This is a genomic window from Polynucleobacter sp. MWH-Creno-3A4, assembly GCF_018881885.1.
Classification (GTDB): Bacteria; Pseudomonadota; Gammaproteobacteria; order Burkholderiales; family Burkholderiaceae; genus Polynucleobacter.
The window spans coordinates 20,443-41,535 of the sequence record NZ_JACXSA010000001.1 but is presented as its reverse complement, the minus strand read 5'-3'; the positions used below and the strand labels follow the sequence as shown (position 1 = coordinate 41,535).

The 21,093-nt window shown below is 46.5% G+C and carries 20 protein-coding genes and 2 tRNA genes; 12 read left to right on the top strand and 10 right to left on the bottom strand.

What is annotated here, in order from left to right; translation table 11 throughout:
• From IEN92_RS00190 to soxA, 3 genes are read left to right on the top strand one after another with little or no spacing between them, the layout of a single operon-like run.
• Positions 1–486, top strand: coding sequence for a SoxY-related AACIE arm protein (locus IEN92_RS00190; RefSeq protein WP_216159426.1), 486 nt, complete (start codon positions 1–3; stop codon positions 484–486).
• On the top strand, positions 483–812 hold the full coding sequence (locus tag IEN92_RS00185) for a thiosulfate oxidation carrier complex protein SoxZ (RefSeq protein ID WP_216159423.1): 330 nt from the start codon (positions 483–485) through the stop codon (positions 810–812). The genes IEN92_RS00190 and IEN92_RS00185 overlap by 4 nt, the downstream gene beginning before the upstream one ends.
• A gap of 6 nt (positions 813–818) precedes the next feature.
• Complete coding sequence (soxA, locus tag IEN92_RS00180) at positions 819–1,598, top strand: sulfur oxidation c-type cytochrome SoxA (protein ID WP_370623855.1); 780 nt, start codon at positions 819–821, stop codon at positions 1,596–1,598.
• Between the two features lie 6 nt (positions 1,599–1,604).
• Here the strand turns inward: soxA and purU are convergent, their stop codons facing one another.
• The 4 genes from purU to IEN92_RS00160 form a co-directional block, all read right to left on the bottom strand.
• Positions 1,605–2,459 (bottom strand): formyltetrahydrofolate deformylase, encoded by an 855-nt coding sequence (gene purU / locus IEN92_RS00175; protein ID WP_216159420.1) that lies wholly within the window; start codon positions 2,457–2,459, stop codon positions 1,605–1,607.
• A 58-nt stretch (positions 2,460–2,517) separates the two neighbouring features.
• Positions 2,518–2,799: a hypothetical protein gene (locus IEN92_RS00170; protein ID WP_216159418.1), complete on the bottom strand. Its 282-nt coding sequence runs from the start codon at positions 2,797–2,799 to the stop codon at positions 2,518–2,520.
• Between the two features lie 82 nt (positions 2,800–2,881).
• Positions 2,882–3,295 carry a surface-adhesin E family protein gene (locus IEN92_RS00165; RefSeq protein ID WP_216159415.1) on the bottom strand — a complete coding sequence of 138 codons (414 nt, stop codon included), beginning with the start codon at positions 3,293–3,295 and terminating at the stop codon, positions 2,882–2,884.
• A gap of 86 nt (positions 3,296–3,381) precedes the next feature.
• A complete protein-coding gene (locus tag IEN92_RS00160) occupies positions 3,382–5,802 on the bottom strand; it encodes a penicillin acylase family protein (RefSeq protein WP_255539726.1) in 2,421 nt (806 codons plus the stop codon).
• Between the two features lie 171 nt (positions 5,803–5,973).
• Between IEN92_RS00160 and IEN92_RS00155 the strand changes: the two genes are divergently transcribed.
• The 7 genes from IEN92_RS00155 to IEN92_RS00125 all read left to right on the top strand — a co-directional run bounded on the left by IEN92_RS00155 (position 5,974) and on the right by IEN92_RS00125 (position 13,829).
• Positions 5,974–6,062: transfer RNA gene (locus tag IEN92_RS00155), tRNA-Leu, on the top strand.
• Between the two features lie 112 nt (positions 6,063–6,174).
• A complete protein-coding gene (locus IEN92_RS00150; RefSeq protein WP_216159409.1) occupies positions 6,175–9,642 on the top strand; it encodes a filamentous hemagglutinin N-terminal domain-containing protein in 3,468 nt (1,155 codons plus the stop codon).
• A gap of 22 nt (positions 9,643–9,664) precedes the next feature.
• Complete coding sequence (locus IEN92_RS00145; protein WP_216159406.1) at positions 9,665–10,438, top strand: DUF4239 domain-containing protein; 774 nt, start codon at positions 9,665–9,667, stop codon at positions 10,436–10,438.
• A complete protein-coding gene (locus tag IEN92_RS00140) occupies positions 10,438–11,229 on the top strand; it encodes a phosphate ABC transporter substrate-binding protein (RefSeq protein WP_216159403.1) in 792 nt (263 codons plus the stop codon). The genes IEN92_RS00145 and IEN92_RS00140 overlap by 1 nt, the downstream gene beginning before the upstream one ends.
• Positions 11,226–12,065 carry a phosphate ABC transporter substrate-binding protein gene (locus tag IEN92_RS00135; RefSeq protein ID WP_216159400.1) on the top strand — a complete coding sequence of 280 codons (840 nt, stop codon included), beginning with the start codon at positions 11,226–11,228 and terminating at the stop codon, positions 12,063–12,065. The genes IEN92_RS00140 and IEN92_RS00135 overlap by 4 nt, the downstream gene beginning before the upstream one ends.
• Before the next feature lie 12 nt (positions 12,066–12,077).
• Positions 12,078–13,298, top strand: coding sequence for a TAXI family TRAP transporter solute-binding subunit (locus tag IEN92_RS00130; RefSeq protein WP_216159397.1), 1,221 nt, complete (start codon positions 12,078–12,080; stop codon positions 13,296–13,298).
• Positions 13,299–13,349: 51 nt separating this feature from the next.
• Positions 13,350–13,829 carry a hypothetical protein gene (locus IEN92_RS00125; protein WP_255539725.1) on the top strand — a complete coding sequence of 160 codons (480 nt, stop codon included), beginning with the start codon at positions 13,350–13,352 and terminating at the stop codon, positions 13,827–13,829.
• A 9-nt stretch (positions 13,830–13,838) separates the two neighbouring features.
• Here the strand turns inward: IEN92_RS00125 and IEN92_RS00120 are convergent, their stop codons facing one another.
• From IEN92_RS00120 to IEN92_RS00100, 5 genes are read right to left on the bottom strand one after another with little or no spacing between them, the layout of a single operon-like run.
• Positions 13,839–14,252, bottom strand: a complete 414-nt coding sequence (locus IEN92_RS00120) for a biopolymer transporter ExbD (protein ID WP_216159395.1) — start codon at positions 14,250–14,252, stop codon at positions 13,839–13,841.
• Between the two features lie 2 nt (positions 14,253–14,254).
• Positions 14,255–14,947, bottom strand: a complete 693-nt coding sequence (locus IEN92_RS00115) for a MotA/TolQ/ExbB proton channel family protein (RefSeq protein ID WP_216159392.1) — start codon at positions 14,945–14,947, stop codon at positions 14,255–14,257.
• A gap of 8 nt (positions 14,948–14,955) precedes the next feature.
• Positions 14,956–15,642, bottom strand: coding sequence for a TonB family protein (locus IEN92_RS00110; RefSeq protein ID WP_216159389.1), 687 nt, complete (start codon positions 15,640–15,642; stop codon positions 14,956–14,958).
• Complete coding sequence (gene murI, locus IEN92_RS00105) at positions 15,639–16,445, bottom strand: glutamate racemase (RefSeq protein WP_216159386.1); 807 nt, start codon at positions 16,443–16,445, stop codon at positions 15,639–15,641. Before murI ends, IEN92_RS00110 begins: the two co-directional genes overlap by 4 nt.
• 31 nt (positions 16,446–16,476) lie before the next feature.
• The gene (locus IEN92_RS00100; RefSeq protein WP_216159383.1) at positions 16,477–18,000 is read right to left on the bottom strand and encodes a fumarate hydratase; all 1,524 of its coding nucleotides are present in this window, start codon (positions 17,998–18,000) and stop codon (positions 16,477–16,479) included.
• Positions 18,001–18,200: 200 nt separating this feature from the next.
• On the opposite strand from IEN92_RS00100, the gene acs reads away from it, so the two are divergent.
• Positions 18,201–20,174, top strand: coding sequence for an acetate--CoA ligase (gene acs, locus IEN92_RS00095; protein WP_215373325.1), 1,974 nt, complete (start codon positions 18,201–18,203; stop codon positions 20,172–20,174).
• Positions 20,175–20,231: 57 nt separating this feature from the next.
• Positions 20,232–20,322: transfer RNA gene (locus IEN92_RS00090), tRNA-Ser, on the top strand.
• A gap of 69 nt (positions 20,323–20,391) precedes the next feature.
• Here IEN92_RS00090 and IEN92_RS00085 read toward each other — a convergent pair.
• Positions 20,392–21,015, bottom strand: a complete 624-nt coding sequence (locus IEN92_RS00085) for a hypothetical protein (protein ID WP_215373323.1) — start codon at positions 21,013–21,015, stop codon at positions 20,392–20,394.
• Positions 21,016–21,093: the final 78 nt, after the last annotated feature.

Below are 21,093 nucleotides of genomic sequence, written 5' to 3'. Positions count from 1 at the left end.
ATGAAGATTCCAACGCTTTTACCTAAAATGACTCGGCGCACGTGGCTATCCCGTATGCAAAGATTGGGTGTATTCACGCTGGGCGCCTGCTTAAGCCCAGCAATCATCTTTGCTAAAAAAGAAGATGCCGCAGCAGCCATTCAAAAGATTACTGGCGGAGCCAAAGTTGAGAACCAGCGAGTCACCCTAGTGATTCCACCTCTGGTTGAAAACGGTAATTTAGTGGTTCTTAAGGTCAGCGTTGAGAGTCCGATGACTGCAAATGATTATGTCAAAGCGATTCATGTAATTGCAGAGGGCAATCCTTTACCCAATATCTTTACTGCTTACCTTACGCCGCGCTCCGGCACGGCCACCATTACAACCCGAGTGCGCTTGGCTGATAGTCAGCGTGTTTGGGCGATCGCCCAAATGAGTAATGGTAGTTTTTATCAAGGCTATGCAGAAACCCTAGTGACGCTTTCTGCTTGCACGGAGTTGGTATGAGTAAAACATCACGCACTTCTATTACGATGCCCAGCACTGCAAAAAAGGGCTCCATTATTGAGATTCGGGCAATTGCGCAGCACGATATGGAGTCTGGATTTCGGTACACCGAGTCCGGTAAGTTAGTGCCTCGGGACATCATTCGGGTATTTACGTGCAGCTATAACGATGTAGAAGTATTCAGGGCTGACTTTTATCCTGGTATTGGTGCCAATCCTTTAATTATCTTTACAACGATTGCTGTTGAGTCGGGCACTCTGGAGTTTAAGTGGCTCGGAGACGATGGTTATGAGGCCATTAATCAAGCAAGCATTACCGTTAACTAAGATATCGTGAGTAAAAAACGCTGCCTGTATCTTGGTCTGATGTGCAGCGCACTCTTACTATCAGTAAATGCAAGGGCTGTTGAGATTCAGGCCCAGAAACAATCGAGCTATGCATTAATGTCCCCTGAAAATCAGGCGATGCAAGACGATCCCTCTCTTAATCCAGCCATGTTTTGGGTTGCTGAAGGCGAGAGTCTTTGGCAGAGTAAAGCAGGGGAGAAGAATATTGCTTGCAGTAGTTGTCATGGCGATGCTAAAAAATCCATGCGAGGCGTAGCAGCCCAATACCCAAAGGTGATCAAAGGCAAACTTCAAACCTTAGAGGGTCAAATAAATCAATGCCGTGTTGGTGCGCAAGGTGCTTCTGCGCTTCCATACGAGAGTAAAGATCTGCTATCTCTAACTGCTTACATCGCCATTCAATCTAAAGGGATGCCGATTACCGTAAAAGAAACTGCCCAGAATCAGCCAGACCTCAAACAAGGGCGCCGTTGGTTTAATGAACGCATGGGTCAACTCAATTTATCGTGCGCTCAGTGTCATGAGGAGCGAGCAGGTTTAAAGCTTGGTGGTAGCTCAATCCCACAGGGCCATCCCAATGCCTATCCGATATATCGCTTGGAGTGGCAAACCTTAGGTTCTTTACAACGACGCTTACGCAATTGCATGAGCGGCGTTCGTGCACAACAGTTTGACTATGGCTCACCAGAAATGGCTCAGCTAGAGCTGTTTCTGATGTGGCGCGCCAGAGGAATGCCTTTAGAAGCCCCCGGCGTTAGACCCTAGAGCTGATTAGTCTGAGAAGACGACTGATGTAGCACCGTTAATTAGGACACGATCATGCAAGTAGTACCGCAGTGCGCGAGAAAGCACAGTACGCTCCAAGTCACGTCCTTTGCGCACTAAATCCTCTGGTGTATCACCATGCGTCACACGTGTCACGTCTTGCTCAATGATTGGGCCTTCATCCAAATCACTGGTCACAAAGTGGGCAGTAGCGCCAATCAGCTTAATGCCACGGGCATGCGCCTGGTGATAAGGTTTGGCACCTTTGAAGCTCGGTAAGAATGAATGATGTACGTTGATGCAGCGGCCAGAGAGTTTGCTTGATAAGTCATCTGACAAAATTTGCATATAGCGGGCCAGTATCACCATATCCACTTTAGATTGCACAACAATCTCTAGGAGTTTTGCTTCTTGAGCGGGCTTAGTTTCTGCGGTAACGGGTAAATGGTAAAAAGGAATGTCTGCAAAGTCGATGCTGGCATAAACCTCGCGCGGATGATTGGAAACAATCCCGCAGATAATCATCGGCAATTCACCAATGCGCCAACGATACAGTAAATCTACTAAGCAATGATCAAGTTTCGAAGCCATGATGAGAACACGCTTTAGATCTTTCACTGCGCGCAATTCCCAAGTGAGCTCAAACCGTTTAGCGATTTCTACAAATCCAGATCGCAAAGTGTTGGCATCGGTAGGACAGCTAAAGCTGACGCGCATGAAGAAACGCTTTGAGGCTTTGTCATCGAATTGCTGGGCTTCCTCAATATCGCCACCAGCTTGAAAAATATAGGTAGACACTGCGGCCACAATGCCGGGCTTATTGGGGCAGGTGAGGGTGAGGTAATAGTTTTCTGTGGTCATAGCTAGAGCAGTAATAATCGGGTAAAGCGCAATTTTAGTCTCTTACGGCTAAAAGTCTCTATTGCTTGGCTAGATCTGGGGATAAGTCAGCTGGACCTAATAGTGGTGTGCTGTTATCGGTAATTGGCGGTACGGTCACTTCAACGCAAATCGGTTTGGAACTTAGGGGATTTAAAAAGTTACATTCTTTTTTAGTGGCAGCAGATGCAGCGTGTTCAAGAGGAGATTTGCCGGTTACTGCGCTAGATGCTAGGCTGGTTGCAGTGACAGGATAGGCTGCTGCAGTGCCTGCAGCAGCAGTGCCAACTGAACTCGCCGCTGCAGAGCCTGAAGCCCCCACCGCAGCAATCGGTGCAACACATCCCTGAATGCAAAGGATGCTACTGCAGGTAAGAAGTGCTACCCAAAACCTCGAGTGAAGCCTATCGTCTCTGGCAGACAACATTAAATACTCCAGCTGTCCATGATTCATTGATTACGGGTTCAAACTGGCTATCCGGCGTATTGTTATCAGACACTACTTTGCCTGTGCCTTTTTTCCCAGAAAATTCTTTAAACGCGATTGGACGATAACTAATTTCAGGGCAGTTGTATTCATTGAGGCCAACAATAGAATTAACAGTTTGTTTGTTATTTGGATTTACTCCAGGCTTTTTGAAATCCAACATGGACATGATTTGTGCTTTTTCACCGCTATCTCGAATCGTATCAAGATCGACATAAACCACCATGACTGCGTTAGAGCCTAACTCTTTCCATTCTGCAAAAGCATTGCTAAGTGGAGACATCGCTACCAGAGCGAGGGTAGCAGAGACGAGTGAGCGAAAGGTTTTCATGGGGATATGTCCTCAATAGTAGCTAGTGTGTATTAATAAATCTTCATAAAGCATTCTAAACAGCTCCTTTTTCATTTTACGAACTTTTATTGACTATTGAGTTCTAGCTGTCGTTTGGTACTTGCGGGCTTCATTTGTAAAGGCAAATATTCATTTTTTGCCCACAGTGAGTTGAGATTGCGATAGAGCTTGCTCTGAACCCAGCCAGATTGACCGGTAGGGTAGATGAAGAGGGACTTCTCCAGATCGGACAAGTCATAGATCGTACGCATGCTGGGCGCTTGTAAGGTTTGATAAGGGTTGCTCGGATTATTTAATTCCAATCGACCCACATTGACAGTAAAGCTGTCACCCGGAAAAGGGGTTTGGATATTAAAGAATCTGCCAAGCACAGGAACTTTGCCTAGTGGTCGATGTTCAGAGACAGCAATATGCGCATTGCCCCAAGACCATTGCTGGGGATTGCTGCCATATTCTTTACTGAGATAAGTAAGGGCTTTATCAAATGCATTGTTCGAAGCATCTTGGCAAGACTCTACTTGAGGCGTTTTGGGGTCATCGCACCAGGGGCTATTGGGATTTTGAACTTGTTCAGTTAATGCAGCGCGATAACTTCGGGCACCATATCGGTCAGTAAATAAGTAACCGAGTCTAGAAAAGAGATTGCGGGTCAGTTGATCTGCCCATGCATTAAAGATCAATGCACCAGGGCTATCGATCTTCATGTCGCCATTGAAATCCTTGCTAACTGCTAGCGCTTGCGCCGCCAAAGGATGTGAAGAAGTGGCGGATTTAAATAAGTCTAATAGTGGAGTTGCGCCTAAGGACAGGGTATCAGCCTGCATGGCTTTCATTGAATCAAGATCATGCATAGACTTTCCTTGAATCAGTTCAACGATGCGGTTATAGCGAGTGGGCAAGTCCCAGTCAGCAGTTAAAGGATTGGGATCGTTGGCGGCAATAATTCTTTGGTTGGCAGTGGCAATCCAGCCTTGCTCTGGATTATTGCTGGCAGGTAGTTGTTCATAGGGAACATAGCCCGTCCAATCGTATTGTTTGTCCCAGCCCGGAGCGGGTGCAACACCATAAAGCCCCTGGTGCAATGTCCTCTTTGGTGCAACACCAGCGGCTTGATAGGCAATGTTGCCATCAACATCTGCCATCACAATATTTTGCATGGGCGCAAATATTTTGCGCAAAGATTGTTTAAATGCATCTAAATCTTTCGAGCGATTCATATCCAGGAGGCCATCCATAGAATGGTTCTCGATGTCCAAGGCATTCCAGCGCAGTGCTAAAGCAAAGCGATCGGTATCGACTGATCTTTTAGCGCGCGCATAGACATCGGATATCACAGGACCATGCCGAGTTTCCTTAACGATAAAGGTGATCGAGGGCTCACCTTTCACATCAATAATCTCTTGGCGAACTTTAAAAGGCATAAGCCCTTGAGGCCCTTGATACATTCCAGGGTTTTGTGAGTCGATCCGCTCTATATATAAATCTTGCACATCAGGATTGGTATTCGTAAAGCTCCATGCAAATTGATCGGTGCGACCTAAAATAATTGCTGGTATACCGGGGAGAGTGCCTCCAATGACATTCATGCCAGGTGCATCGAGATGAGCAAAATACCAAATTGCCGGCGCCGACAAACCGAGATGAGGATCGTTTGCCAACAAAGGCTTTCCGCTAGCAGTGAGCTTTCCACTTAAGGCCCAGTTATTGGAGCCAATGCCATCTTTACCACCAGGTAAATCATTCGCACTCAGGTCATTTGCGGGTAGTTTGTGAGACTGGCTGCTAGAACCCTTGACGCTTGCTGGATAGACGCCTAAGTCACGATACATCTTCGAAAAGTCGACGTTGGTAACTGGCTCACCCGGGATATAAGCTGGCAGAACATCCCAGACTTGTTTTGTTGTCAAAAATTGAGAAAGCTCTAAGCGCTGCAACTCTTTGCTCCAATTTCCACCAAGGTCAAAGTCCATCATCAACATCCATGCGATGCTGTCAGTAGGTGACCAGTGCCCAGGCTTAGAGCCCGTTAAAAAATATTCTATTGGTAGGGCCCAACCTAAGTGCGCATTGCCAGCATTCACTCCATCTGCATACGCTTGCAACAAGCGCTTGGTACCTACTGAGTGACGATCAAATTGTTGTTCAGCGGCACGCTTAATACCGAGAGTGCGCATGAAGCGATCAATCTTCACTGTATCGCTTCCCAGAATTTCAGAGAGACGACCACTAGCGAGACGACGATTGATTTCCATTTGCCAGGAGCGTTCAGAAGCATGCAAGTAACCTAATGCAAATAAAGCATCAGCTTGACTCTTGGCTTTGATGTGCGGAATATCAGCTTCGTCAAAAGTAATGGTGACTGAGTCTCCAATGCTCTTGATGCTTCGTTTACCGGAAGGGGTAGTGTGGGCGGAAATTAAATAGACCGTAACAACTGCAACACAAGTAATCACGGCAATGCCGAGGATCAAAAAGACCGGCCGCATTAGCCTTGCGAAGCCACTCAATTTGCCAAGATATTTCATGAGCGCTAGTTTAGTGGCATTAGATTTCAGGAGTCCGAAACCTTTCAAGCGCGGCTTGCCGAGGCCTTTGGTCCTCGCATGCTAAAATTTGCCTTGTCTTGATTTATTAGCACTGCTTTGCTGCTGGTGCGAGCCCGAGTGGTGAAATCGGTAGACACAGCAGATTTAAAATCTGCCGACTCAAAAAAGTCGTGCCGGTTCGATTCCGGCCTCGGGCACCATCTTTAGACCATATTTCCCCTTAAATTGCAGCTTTTTGCCTTGATTTTAGGCATTCCCGCCCCCATTTATACGATAAATCCTCGTAAAATCAGGGGGTAAGCAACTCTTTATATGATTTTGACTACTGCTAAGGGGATTTCATCCCGTCGTTCTCTTGCTGGGTTGTGCTTTACTTTTTCCTCAGCGATTAAGCAGGTATCAACTCTTTCTTTTTTTCTGGCTTGCCTGCCTGGCGTAATTCAGGCAGCCCCATTAGCACCAGCACCAACTGCATTGCCGACCAACGGCCAAGTGGTTGCTGGTAGCGCAACGATTTCCCAAACACAAACCCCAACTACTGCCACGATGAATGTGAACCAGAGTTCACAACGTGCAGTGATCAATTGGGATAGTTTTAATGTCGGCAAGAATGCGACAGTCAATTTCAATCAACCCAATGCAAGTGCAGTGACGCTCAATCGCGTGACTGGCGCTACTCAATCGATGATCGATGGCGCAATCAAGGCAAATGGCCAAGTGATATTTGTTAATCCCAATGGTGTGACTTTCGGTAGGGGCGCAGAGGTGAATGCCGCTGGTGTAGTTGCCAGCACCATGAATATTGCCGATAAAGATTTCATGGATGGTAAATCGACATTCAAAGGCAATAGCACTGGGGCAGTGATTAACGAAGGCAAAATCAAAACCAATGTTGAGGGTGGTTACATTGCCTTACTTGCTCCTGAAGTACGTAATGAAGGCTACTTGTTAGCCAAAAAGGGCTCGGGCACCGTTGCCATGGCTTCTGGTGAGCAAGTAACCTTGGACTTTAAGGGTAATTCACTCGTTAGCATTAAGGTAGATATTGCCACCTATAACGGCCTGATTGAAAATAAGCGAGTCGTTGAGGTGAATGGCGGCCTGGTTGTACTTGCAGCAGGTGCGGCAAACCAATTGATGGCCGGCGTTATCAGAAATACGGGCCGTATATCAGCAAGCTCTGCCGTCAATAACGGCGGTGTTATAGAGCTGGTTGCCAATACCGTGAACCAAGCTGGCAAATTGAGCGCCAATAGTAAGGCTGCAGAAGGCGGCCAAATTAATCTCGTAGGTAGTGACATTACGCTTGCTACTAATTCCAAGACAACAGCCACCGGAGCAACTGGTGGTGGACAGGTGAATGTTGGCTTAGCGAACACCCAAGTATCTGGCGGCATGCAAATCAACTCTCCAACTCAAGCCGGTGTTAAAGCTAACGCAAGCCAAGCAGCAATCAATCATCAGCTCGCACAAACCGTGCTTGTCCAAGAGGGCGCACTAATTGATGCGTCAGCGACCCAGTCAGGTAACGGTGGCGTTATTGCAATTTGGTCTCAAGTGCAAACCACAGTCGCTGGCATCCTCAAATCCATGGGCGGTGTGTTATCCGGTAATGGTGGTTTTATTGAAACTAGCTCGGCGGGTAGGGTGATTTATGGTCAGAGTTTGGAGGTTGATACCAGAGCCCCTCAAGGCAAATATGGCAATTGGTATACCGATCCAACTTCAATTGTGATTGATGCACCAGCAGCTATTGCGCTGACTAATGCACTGGCTAATACCAATGTGACTTTAGATGCGATGACCTCAGCGTGTGGTCCTATCGGGAGTTGTGCATCGAGCTCCACAGCGGTAATCAGCTTTTTAGCCAATGTACTTTCATCCAATCCCTTAACCAGTCTATACCTCTACGCCGATAACGGCACTATTAACATTAATAGCACCATACAGGCGGGTGCTGTATATGCACAAGCTCAAGGTGGAACCATTAACGTGGGGATCTCAGGCAAGATTTGGGCTTTTAATGATCTACTTGGAGCAAGCTCTGGTAGCTTGGGTTATGCGATTGAGTTGCTAGCCCAAGCCATTTACGTTTCTGGTGGACTTTCCACTACCAGTTCAGTGGTAGGTGGTACCGCTGGCAATATGAAGTTGCTAGCTAATACCATCAACCTTGGCGCAGGCAGTAAATTGGAAGCCAATGGCGATCATGGGGGCGGTTTAATTATGGTCGCCGCAAACGATTCTATTTACTCAGAGGGCTTAATTCAGGCTAACGGAACTATTGGTGGTAACGGCGGGACAATTGCGCTGCTTGCAGCAAACGCAATAACGATCGATTACTTTCCACCTTCGACTAGCCCCCTTTCTCAGCAATTAATGATCCAGGCCAATGGTTCCGCATCCAGCCTGACAAGTGGCGGCACCATTATTCTGGCAACAGTAGCGGGGAACCTATCAATTTCTAATGCAATCATTCAAGCTGCTCAATCTGCAGCAGGTGGAGTGGGTGGTGATATTGCGTTAACAGCTACCAATAACCTTACTATCAGTAATTCTCAGATTGATGCTAATGGTAGTGCCGTGGGTGGTATTGCATTGTTAGGTGACACAACAACGCTTTCTACTAATGTTGATGGTCACACCATTATTAATGTTGGTGGCTCTGGCTATTTCAGTGTCATGGGTAAAGCCATTAATTCTCAGGCAATCACCCCCATCATCATGAGTTCAGCCATCTCATCATCACAAATTGCAAGCTTCTCTTCACAGGTAAGTGCAAATGAAGGCACGCTCACAGCTAGTGCTGCCACCTCTGCAACAGGCACCTCTGCAACAGGCACCTCAGCAACAGGAACCTCAGCAACAGGCACAACAGCAACAGGAACCTCAGCAACAGGCACAACTTCACCCGCAGTAGTTACTGCACCACCTCCACCGCCTCCAGCTCCGCCACCAGCAGTATTTAGTATTCCTGTGGCAAAGCCAGCGCCAGCAAAATTAGAAATAGTTTCAACTAAAGAAGCAAATGTTGCCCCTGCAGCTCCTGTGGCGCCAGAGGCCCCTCCTTCAGCCGCAAAAGCAGAGGTGGCTGCACCACCAGCAAAAGCAGCACCTTTGAGCGTTTTAGCTGATGGCAGTATCCAGTTGACTCCGCCAGCAGCGCCTAATGCACCCGCTGAGGCTCCACCTCCAGCTGCGGCTAATCCACCACCAGCACGTCCCTCTTCTTCAGCACGAGAGAGTGCAAATAAGGAGGGTTCAAGCAACAAGGACGGAACCAACCCTGAGTCAAGAAAATATGGCTCCAATAAGGATGGTACGGACAAGGCGGATGGTCAAGATGGCAGCACTAAGTCGACTACCGGCTCAACCAAGTACGTTAGTAAATACGCCAATGGCGTACGCAACACTGATAAGCCAGGAACTAAAGAGGGTTCAAATAAGCCTGTAGCTGGTACCAAGCCGAATGCCCCAAGAGAGGGTAAGTACGCCAATCGTATCAATGCCGTCAACAATAACCCTGCTGCGATTGCCACGATGAGACTAAATCCCTTTGCTGGAAATATTTCTGCGTTTCCACCTGGGGTAGCCACTGAAGTGATGCCAGCACCGGTCATACGGGGTGGGGATAGCCTAGCTCAGTCCTATGATGATGTACCATCGATACGAAATTCTGGTGTAGCAAATGCGGGTCGGTCCCGTAGTACTGAAAATTATTATGAAAGTCTTGAGTCAGTGAATCTCATGTCTACTTTGAATTTATTTATCATCCACTAATGGACTTGGGGATTACTAGAGAATGATGAGCTTTTTGCACTCGCTGCCCAATATTGTTATTGGTATCAGCATCATGGTGATAGGTTTAATACTATCAACTGCTATTCCTCTTTACATCCGCTGGAAATATAAACTTAACCCTGACGAGCATTTGGCTAAGGGCGCGGAAGAGGGCTTTAAATTATTCACCTCCATAACTTTACTGTTGATTGCCTTTTCTTTAGTGCGCGTTCAAGGCGATCACCGGAACGTGGAAGATTTAGTGTCCCGTGAAGCAGCTTTAATGTTCAAGCTCAATCGTTCGCTTGCCTCTTTTAACGGGCAACATGCTCCAGAGCTGCAAGGTGATTTGAAAAATTATGCCCAGGCTGTTGTGACTGATGAGTGGCCACTGATGGCTAAAAATGAGCGCAGTGAAGAGGCTTCTAATGTATTAACCGATTTGACCCAGGGTATTCGACTCTTGGATCCCAAAAATCCCGTGCAACAAATGGCGCGAGTGGATATTGTGACTACCCTCAATCAATTATCAGATGTGAGAGAAGCGCGTTTGTCTGCTGCCAGACTCAAAGTGCCATCGTATTTATGGGATGCATTGGCTATATCCGTCGCTATGCTCATCATTTTTGGTTGGCTACAGAATCCTTTACCCAAAATGGTGGCCTACGTAGGCGGGGTGACTATTGGCGTGGCAGTTTTATTCACCCTTGTCATTGCCCTGGAAGGATTATTTGTAGGTGAGAGTCAAGTAACTCCAGAGGCTATTGTTCATGTAATTCCCTCTCTAGGTCCTTAATGATGGCTAGTGAATCTACTAACCTGAAAGATCTGCATTTCATACAAATGCGTGGCTCCTCGACAGTGATGAAGCTGATGCAACACATTGGAATGCGCTACATGGATGAGCATCCCCACATTCGCATCCCTTTACTTGCTGGCGGAACTGCCATGGGCTATAAATCTGCCCTGGACGGCACTACCAATATTGGTATGGCTTCTGGGCAAATGCCCCCTAATATTCAAATATGGGCACATAAATACAAATACAAGATTGAAGAAGTAACGATTGCAACCGATGGTTTAGTTGCGATTGTCAATCCAGCCAATCCGATCAATGAGTTGACTTTGGATCAGCTGCATGACATCTTTACTGGAAGTATTACCAACTGGAATGCTTTAGGAAAATATTCTGGCCCTATCAATGTCGTTAGTCATGATCCTCAACTAGGCACCTATGAGCCTTGGAAGCGGCAGGTTACTGGTAATGATCACATCACCTTAAAGGCTAAGGTGATTACTGGAATCCATTCTTTGATGCAAGAGATCTCAACCGATCCGTTTGCAATTGGATGGGTTGGAACAACTTTTTTAAGAAAAGAGAAAGTAAAGCCTTTAGCAATCAATGGGGTTTTGCCAACTTATCAGGCCATCAAGCAACATGAATATCCTATTCGCAATGACTTACAGCTTTTGGTAGCACCTAATGCGCATAAAGAAGTGAAAGAATTTATTGCCTATTGCTTGGATGTAAACAAAGGGCAGGCCATGATTAAGGAGCTGGGCTTAGTTCCAGTGGCGGGTAAATGATGATGAATCGCCGTCAATTACTCCGAAATATTGCAATTGGCGCTGGTGTTGGCGGAGCAGCACTAGCCGGCCTGATTGCCTATCCTTATATTTTGGCTAGAGCAAAAAAAGAGTTGATGATTTCTGGGTCGACAGCTGTAACCCGTTTTGTTGCTTTACTGATTGCACCATTTATTGAAAAGAACCCCCTTGTCAAAGTAAGCCTTGAGGGCGGTGGCTCATTTGTAGGTCTCGTGACCTTGGAGAATGGCGGAATCGATTTAGCCATGATGTCCCGGGATTTAAATTTTGAAGAATTCAACCTCGACATACATAGTCACCTGATTGGTATTGAGGGTATAGCCATTGTTGTCCATCCGAAGATGAATATTAATAATATTTCTCTTGCGCAACTAAATGGCATATTCGAAGGGGTGATCACAAACTGGGATCAACTAGGCGGGCCACATAAAAAAATTAATGTGTATAGTCGCAGCGAGGGATCAAGCACTCGTGCATTTGTTGAGGATGTCATTCTGAGGGGTGCTAAATTTGCTCGGGATGCCAAAGTTACCGATAACGCTGTTGCCTTGTCTGAAGCTATTGCTCAAGATCCCGATGGAATTGGATATCTCACCATCAAAAATCTCACCAATAAAGTCAAGGCTGTTGCGATTGATGGAGTGGAAATTAGCGACAAAACTCTACTACTTAAGCTTTACCCATTGTGCAGAGATATGTTCTTGGTGAACAAAAATTCTGCCAGCGAGATTGCTAAAGATTTTGTCCACTACAGTATGAGTGAAGCAGGCCAAGAGATATTTGTGAAGAATGGCTTAACTCAGGTCTCAAGATAGGGCATCACAATCATGGCAACTCCATCAAACGAAGTAGAGTCATATTTATTTAAAGCCCTTGATTGGCTGAGAAGCAAGCATCACATTCGCAGGGGTTTAGCGCTTGGTCTGATTGGAGCCTTGCTAATATTGGCTGGTAAATTTGCTTATGACTTATACCCACGCAATTATGAGTTAAGCATCAGTGGCGGCGGTATGCTTACCAAGAGTCACCAGTTAGCGAAAGTTTTGCAAGACGAAGCTGCCCGCAGGAATATCACATTAACGATTACACCAACAGCGGGATCTTTTGAGGCGCTGAATGATTTGAATAGTGGCACTTTAGACTTGGCATTTGTCCAAGGAGGTATTGATCCAGTTGGTTACGATGATGTCCGACAAGTCGCATCGATAGCACCCCAACTTATCCAGTTCTTAGTGAAGGGCGACGTCAAAAACATTCATGACATTCACGGCAAGACTGTCAATCTTGGTGAAAAGAATGGCGGCCCTAGTATTGTCTCTAATCAAATTCTGCGCTTCTCAGGCCTAATGCCCGAGGTAGACTATGTTGAGACCAACTTTAGCGATGAGCAATTGCTCAGCATGAAGCCTGAACGACTCCCTGATGTAGTTGTGCAAGTTTCATATGCGCCATCAGCCATAGTCGACTTTTTGGTTCAAAAACGGGGGTATCAGCTTTTAGAGATGTCTTTTCCACCATCCCTGGCACTGCGGATGGGGTGGGTAGCAGATACCAAGATCTTGGCCTATATGTATCAAATTTCTCCACCAATACCCGCAACAGACATTCAGGTGGTAGGTGTTAATTTGAATCTTCTTGCCAATAAAAACGTGGATCCTAAGGCAATCGCTGCCTTACTGCCAGTCCTATACAGCCCGCAAGTAGCCTCTCGTTTTAATTTCACTATTTCAGAAGATAAGATGTTGACACCGTCTGGCTTTCCAATATCGGATGGTACTGAGGCATACATTGCGAGTAAGCAGCCCCTGATTACTGCAGCAATGATTTCTCAGATTCAAAACCTTTTTGGCTTAGTCATGTCGCTGATTTCAGTGTTATTGGTTATATTCAAATGGTTCAAAGCTCCCGAGGAAGTCATGGCTGTCACTGCAAGTGAAGATGATGATGACAGTGATAATCAGCCTCCGACTCCCAGTGCTGACGATAGTGGATCTGGTGTTTCAGACCACATCAACAATATTGCAAATACCATTTCTAAATTTACATAGCACCTTTGATTTAGGCGCTATTGAAATTACTGCATTTCAGTTGCTTCACTTATGACTCTACTAAAATCCTTCGTCTGCGTTTGCTTAAGTGTTTCCTCTCTTGCCGCATGGGGCGTAGATGTTCTTGAGTTTCAGTGCAAACGCACCGAAAAAGACTATGTAGAAGAATATGAAATGAAACTCACCTTAGCTTCAGGCACTCAGAAGGCTAAGGTATTTCTCGATGGTCGCGACCTTGATCAATCTGACGAATTTGGCAAGCAAGAAGTCAAGAGCATTACCATGGCTAGGCCAAATATTCTGATTGCAATTGAGGCAAGCTTTGAGCCTGAAGAGATTATGGATGTTGCTTACCCGGCAGGTAAAGTGTCTACACTGATTACCTTAGATCCGATAAGCGGTAAGCTAAAGAAGGTAGAAAAAATTCAGGGTGGTATTTTGGGGGCAAGTCTTGGAAATGGAACGCATGTGAGCGAAGAAGTCTGCTTGCTTAGCAAGATGCCCTATAAAACTAAAGAGCAGTCCAAGTGATAGTAAAACTCAATCAGGCTCTGTTACAAACCCCAGCTTTGTTAGGCCTGCGCGGCGTGAAGCTGCAAGTACTTGAGCGACGTATTCATACTTAACGGATTTATCAGCACGCAAGTTAATCTCTGGTTGCGGCTCTTTTTGAGCCGCTTTCTCTGCATAGCCATCGAAAGTTTTTAAATCAATCGGAGTGCTATTCCAAAAGATCTGGCCTTTGCCATCGATGGTGAGTTGCACAGACTCTGGCTTGACTTCATTGCGCACGCTATTGGCTTTAGGCAGTTCAATTTTGACTGCTTGCTGAATCACGGGCAGGGTAATAATGAAAATAATCAATAGAACCAACATGACGTCTACCATTGGCGTCATGTTGATTTCGGACATGATATTGTCCTCGTTCTGGTCGTCGTGAATATGAAAGGCCATCCTTATTCTCCGGATTTAACGCGTGCACCAGTCACAAAATAGGCGAGTAGGTCATTGCCAAAGCGGTTGAGATCAGCGACTAATAACTTATTAGCGCGGTTAATGGCATTGAACGCCAACACTGCTGGAATCGCCACCGCTAAACCTAAGGCAGTCATGATCAAGGCTTCACCAATTGGGCCGGCTACTTGGTCCAGCTGGGCGCTACCGGAGCTACTAATCGCAATCAAGGCATGGTAGATACCCCACACCGTGCCGAATAAACCGATGAAAGGGGCGATCGCTCCAGTAGAGCCCAAGAACGTTAGTCCCTTCTGAAAGCTTGCGGCAATACTATCAATCGTATTCTTGAGGCTTCTACTCATCCAGTCAGAGTAATTCAGTGTTTGCAGGAGTTCGCGATGATTGTTGGACTGACTTTGATGATGGGCAGAAGCAGTAGTTGCCTCTACAGCAATCCGATAGTAGGGATTGGTGGCTCTATTCGTAAAAAATTGCAAACCTTGCTCGTAGGAAGTGGCGCGCCAGAATTGCTCCAGCTCAGGCTTGAGTTTGCGTAAATTGCGCAATTCCCAAAAGCGGCTTAACAAAATCACCCAAGTAACAATCGAGCAGATGAGCAGGGCAATTGCCACAAAGCGGGTAATGAAGTCTCCTTCAAGCCAGAGATTTGCTATGCCAAATGGTGTATTCATGTTCAGGTTTACTTAAGATTAAATTTGATTAAAAGATTGGTGGAGATTCTTTGGGGTGAGCCATTTACTATAAAAGGTTTAAAGCGATAGCGTCTACCAATTTCACTGGCTGCACGATCCAAACGCGGAAAGCTACTAGATTGCAACAAGGTGACATCTTCAACACTACCCGTCTGGTCAATGATTAAACGCACAACAGCCGTACCCTGTTCACCTGAGCGTTTTGAGAACGACGGATAGTAGGCATCAGCATCCGGTTGGTAGAGCACTTCCAGTTTACCAATGTCAGTCTGAATCGGTGTGCCGCTAGCACCGCCAGCAGTAGAAGGGGCGACTGCTGCATTTGGTGGAGGGGAGTCGCTTTTGCTTTCTGCTTGCTTTTGCGCTGCTGAAGTGTCCTTGGGTTGAGCTGGCACAGGTTTGGGCGTTGGTTTTTCTTCAACCTTCTTCTTCGGCTCTTCTTTTGGTTTGGGCGGCGGTGTCTTTGGAGTAGGTGCTGCTTGGGGGCTCTGGGCAGGCGATGGGCTGACGAGATTGGCCATAACTCGATCATCATCTTTGACATCAGAGCGAGTATTGAAGTGTAGGAACTCTAATGCTGGCAAGAGATGGGCCAACACCACAATCGCAATGATGATCCGTTCTGATTTTGTGAACGGTAGATGAGCATCTAGCTTTTGAAGAATAGCGCTCACGAAATCTGGCCCAGCAATACGGCACTGACGCGATGGGATTTGAGATCATGCGATAGCAGATCATTTGCCATTGCTAGGAGCCGTTCCTCATCCTGGCTGCTAATGAATACTACTGAGCCGCACTCTTGATGAGCAGAACTCTTATTCAAAGAATCCAGTTGTCGTCCTAGTTGCTTCACTACTGCATGACTCGTATCCACCAGGGTAATGTGCTGCCCTAAGAGTTGGTGAATAGCTTTTTTGAGAAATGGGTAGTGTGTGCATCCGAGTACCAAGGTGTCTGCGCCAGCTTCCAAAATCGGCTCAAGATGCTGTTCCAGTAACTCTAAAGTTTGTGCGCTATCTGCTTGACCTGCTTCGATCAAAGGGACGAGGCCTGCACCAGATTGCTTTACGAAGCGGCAATCCTTTGGAAGGGTGGCTAATAAAGCATTGAATTTATCGCTATTAAGGGTGGCCTCGGTAGCTAGTACACCGACAACGCCATTCTGCGATTGCATTGCTGCGGGCTTAATGCCTGGTTCAACACCAATGATCGGAATCGCTAACTCTGCGCGAATTTGTTGTATCGCTTGTGCAGTAGCAGTGTTGCAGGCCGCCACAATCGCATCACATCCTTGGCTGGCAAGGTATTTGCATAAGACCAAGCTACGCGCTGCAATCCAGTCACTCGATTTCTCGCCATAAGGTGCATTTGCTGAATCTGCTAGATAGATGTAGTCGTGTTGTGGAAGCTGACGCAGAGCCTCATCCAAAATGGATAAGCCTCCAACGCCAGAATCAAAAACGCCTATTAGTGACAATGCGGAACCAGTGAATTCTGAAGCGTACTAATTAGACAATCTTCACTGGAATACCAGCAATCTTGGCTTGCCACTCACGCGGACCCTCGTTGTGCATCGAAATACCTTCAGAGTTCACGGCAACCGTGACAGGCATATCCTTCACATCGAACTCGTAAATGGCTTCCATGCCCAGGTCAGCGAAACCAACCACTTTAGCGGACTGGATCGCTTTAGAGACTAAGTAAGCTGCTCCACCAACAGCCATAAGGTAAGCGGACTTATGTTTCTTAATCGCTTCGATCGCTTCTGGTCCACGTTCGGCTTTACCAATCATCGAAATCAAACCAGTTTTAGCTAGCATCATCTCAGTGAATTTATCCATACGAGTTGCAGTCGTAGGTCCGGCTGGGCCAACTGCCTCTTCGCGAACTGGATCAACTGGTCCAACGTAGTAAATAACACGATCTTTAAAGCTCACCGGCAATTCTTCGCCTTTTGCCAGCATGTCAGCAATGCGCTTATGAGCAGCATCACGACCAGTCAAAATTTTGCCGTTTAACAATAAGGTTTCACCTGGTTTCCAGCTCGCTACCTCAGCGGCGGTTAGGGTGTCTAAGTTGATGCGTTTGGATTGTTTAACATCCGGTGTCCAAGTCACGTCTGGCCAATCAGAGAGGGAAGGTTGCTCGAGCTTAGCCGGGCCATCACCATGTAAATGGAAATGCACGTGACGGGTTGCCGCGCAGTTTGGAATCATCGCTACCGGCAAGGATGCTGCATGCGTTGGGTATTCCATAATCTTGATATCTAGCACGGTCGTTAAACCGCCCAAGCCTTGTGCCCCAATGCCTAACTTATTGACCTTGTCGTAGATTTCTAGGCGGAGTTCTTCAGCACGAGTCTTAGCACCACGTGCAATCAGCTCTTGAATATCCACTGGACCCATCAAGGACTCTTTAGCCATCAACATCGCTTTTTCTGGAGTACCACCGATGCCGATACCCAAGATGCCAGGAGGGCACCAGCCAGCACCCATGGTTGGTACAGTTTTGAGAACCCAATCCACAATCGAATCGGAAGGATTGAGCATGACCATCTTGGCTTTGTTTTCAGAGCCACCACCCTTAGCAGCGCAAATGACTTCAACATCATCACCCGGTACGATTTCGTAATGGATGACTGCCGGGGTGTTATCGCCCGTATTTTTTCGTTTGCCTGCAGGATCAGCTAAGACTGAGGCACGCAGCATGTTGTCTGGATTGAGGTAAGCACGACGCACACCCTCGTTCACCATGTCGGTAACACTCATAGTGGCATCTGGCCACTGCACGTTCATACCAATTTTCAGAAACACCACCGCAATACCCGTGTCCTGACACATCGGACGATGACCTTCCGCACACATGCGGCTATTGGTCAGGATTTGCGCGATGGCATCTTTAGCTCCATGTCCTTGCTCGAGCTCATAGGCCTTACCCATCGCAGTAATAAAGTCCTTAGGGTGGTAGTAAGAAATGAACTGAAAGGCATCAGCAACGCTTTGAATGAGGTCGTTTTGTTTGATATTTGTCATGGTTTTCTGCTTATTTCCACATTATTAGTAGGGTTTGGCCTATTTTAAGGGTTTGCCATAGAGCAAATCCCGAGTGTTTTCACTTATCTTCTTAAGTCTTGAGGGTGGAAAACTGTCATTTTGCGATATTTTCTCGCATTTTTACCTGTTATTTGTAGCTATTACTAGATTATTTATTATTCGATAGAGGGCCGTGAAGCATGGAACCATTAATGCAAGAAAACCGCATTTTTAACCCACCTGCAGATTTTGTGAAGAATGCTGCCATTCCAGGGATGGATGCCTATAACAAGCTATGCGCTGAGGCTGAAAAAGATTATGACGGTTTTTGGGGTCGTCTTGCTAAAGAAAATATCTTCTGGAAAAAGCCATTCACTAAAGTCTTAGACGAATCTAAAGCGCCTTTTTATAAATGGTTCGAAGATGGCACAACCAATGCTTCATATAACTGTTTAGATCGTCAAGTTGAAGCTGGCTTGGGCGATAAGACAGCAATTATCTTTGAAGCCGATGACGGCACCGTTACTAAAGTTTCCTATAAAGAGATGCTCGAGCGTGTTTGCAAAATGGCAAACGCACTGCGCAAAATGGGCATTAAGTCTGGTGACAGCGTCATCATTTATATGGCAATGACGATCGAAGGCATTGTTGCAATGCAAGCGTGTGCTCGTATTGGCGCTATTCACTCCGTCGTGTTTGGTGGCTTCTCAGCTCAAGCATTGCGTGATCGTATTGTTGACGTTGGTGCAGTAGCAGTAATTACTGCTGATGGCCAGTTCCGTGGCGGCAAAGCATTGCCATTAAAAACCATTTGTGATGAAGCTCTGTCTACCGGCGAATGCGGCAAAGTAAAGCATGTGATCGTAAGCAAGCGCACTGGTGCTGATATTGCCATGACTGCTGGTCGTGACGTTTGGATGCAAGAGATTGTTGCTAACGAGTCAACAACGTGTGAGCCAGAGTGGGTTAGCGCTGAGCATCCACTATTTATTTTGTATACATCAGGATCCACTGGTAAGCCAAAGGGTGTTCAACATTCCACTGGCGGTTACCTCTTGTGGGCGATTCTGACAATGAAGTGGACCTTTGACATTAAGCCAAATGATGTGTTCTGGTGTACTGCAGACATCGGTTGGGTAACCGGTCACTCCTATATTACGTATGGTCCACTCGCAGTGGGCGCAACGGAGATTGTGTTTGAAGGTGTTCCAACCTATCCCAATGCAGGCCGTTTCTGGGAAATGATTCAAAAACACAAAGCCACGATTTTCTACACAGCACCAACTGCAATTCGTTCTTTGATTAAAGCATCGAGCAACGATGCAGCAGTACATCCAAAGAGTTATGACTTATCTTCGCTCCGCCTCTTAGGTTCAGTAGGCGAGCCAATTAATCCAGAGGCTTGGATGTGGTACTACGAGAATGTGGGTGGCTCACGTTGCCCAATTGCTGATACTTTCTGGCAAACCGAAACTGGTGGCCACATGATTTCTCCGTTGCCTGGTGCAACACCCATGATTCCAGGATCATGCACATTGCCATTGCCCGGTATTCAGGCGGCGATTGTGGATGAAGCAGGGGTTGATGTGCCTAACGGTAACGGTGGCATCTTGGTTGTGAAACGTCCATGGCCTTCTATGATTCGCACGATTTGGAATGATCCAGACCGTTTTGTGAAATCCTATTTCCCAGAAGAGTTGGGTGGTACTTTGTATCTTGCGGGTGATGGTGCTATCCGCAATAAAGATACTGGCTACTTCACTATCACTGGTCGTATCGATGACGTCTTGAACGTTTCAGGTCACCGTATGGGCACCATGGAAATCGAATCTTGCTTAGTGGCAAATCCATTGGTTGCTGAAGCTGCAGTAGTCGGTCGTCCAGACGAACTCACTGGTGAAGCAATTTGCGTATTCGTTGTGCTGAAGGGCGGTCGTCCAACAGGTGAAGAAGCGAAAAAGCTTGCTACTGAACTGCGTAACTGGGTTGGCAAAGAGATCGGCCCAATTGCTAAACCAAAGGATGTGCGCTTTGGTGATAACTTGCCTAAGACGCGTTCAGGCAAGATCATGCGTCGTCTTTTGCGTGTGATTGCTAAAGGCGAAGAAGTGACTCAAGACACTTCTACCCTAGAGAATCCAGCGATTTTGGACCAACTCAAAGAGTCTCTATAACTACCTAAACTCGCTTTTAAATCCAAATCCTTCAGGAATCGTATAATTAGCGGTTCCGGAAGGGTGGATGAGCGGTTTAAGTCACACGCCTGGAAAGCGTGCGTAGGTTAATAGCCTACCGCGGGTTCGAATCCCGCCCCTTCCGCCAAGCTGTATCTAAACCACCTTCGGGTGGTTTTTTTATTGTCTGTTGCTGGAATCTAGCAATACGCTCGACTCAACTTTTTCTATTATTAATTTGCTCTTTTTCAAACGTATAAAGTGTGTGAACGATCTCTAATAATCTTTTGCGGTCAGCTTCAGTAAACATGGCACTTGGATTGCTGGCTTGGATTTCAAGGTTCTTTTCTTCCAGTTCTTTAACGCCATCTTCAACCTGCCTATCAATCGTGCCAGTCAGTTGGAATGCTTTAAAGAATAGGGCGGCAATATTGACATGCTCGTACTCAGGACTCACAGCGCCAAAACTCTTTGAAATAGGAGTTAATGCATTCTGTGCATCACCAACTGTTTTTGCTCTTTTTAATAAAAACCGCATGGCATTGAGGCGGTTAGCGATCTCAAACTCACAAGTGAGCACCTCTTTTTGAACCGCTAATTTGGTCTCGTATTGGTGTTGGGCACTTTGATACAGGGCGGCTCCACCGGAGATGAAGACGGAGGATAGGAGCCACATGCCAAGATTGCTGTTAAACAGCTCATACAGCTTCCCCCAGAGATTTCTTTCAATCCGAATGGTAGTGTCAACGGCAGACTGCATCTCAGAGCGGACCTTCGCGATGATTTCATGTCGATAACGCTCCTCCGCTTCAATCAGTTTCTTCTTTTCTTCGTCGAGCATATTTGGTCTCTGATGGATACAGGTTGTTGGTAGATTTATTCTACAGCGATATATTGCTGCCTTATAAAGACTAGTACA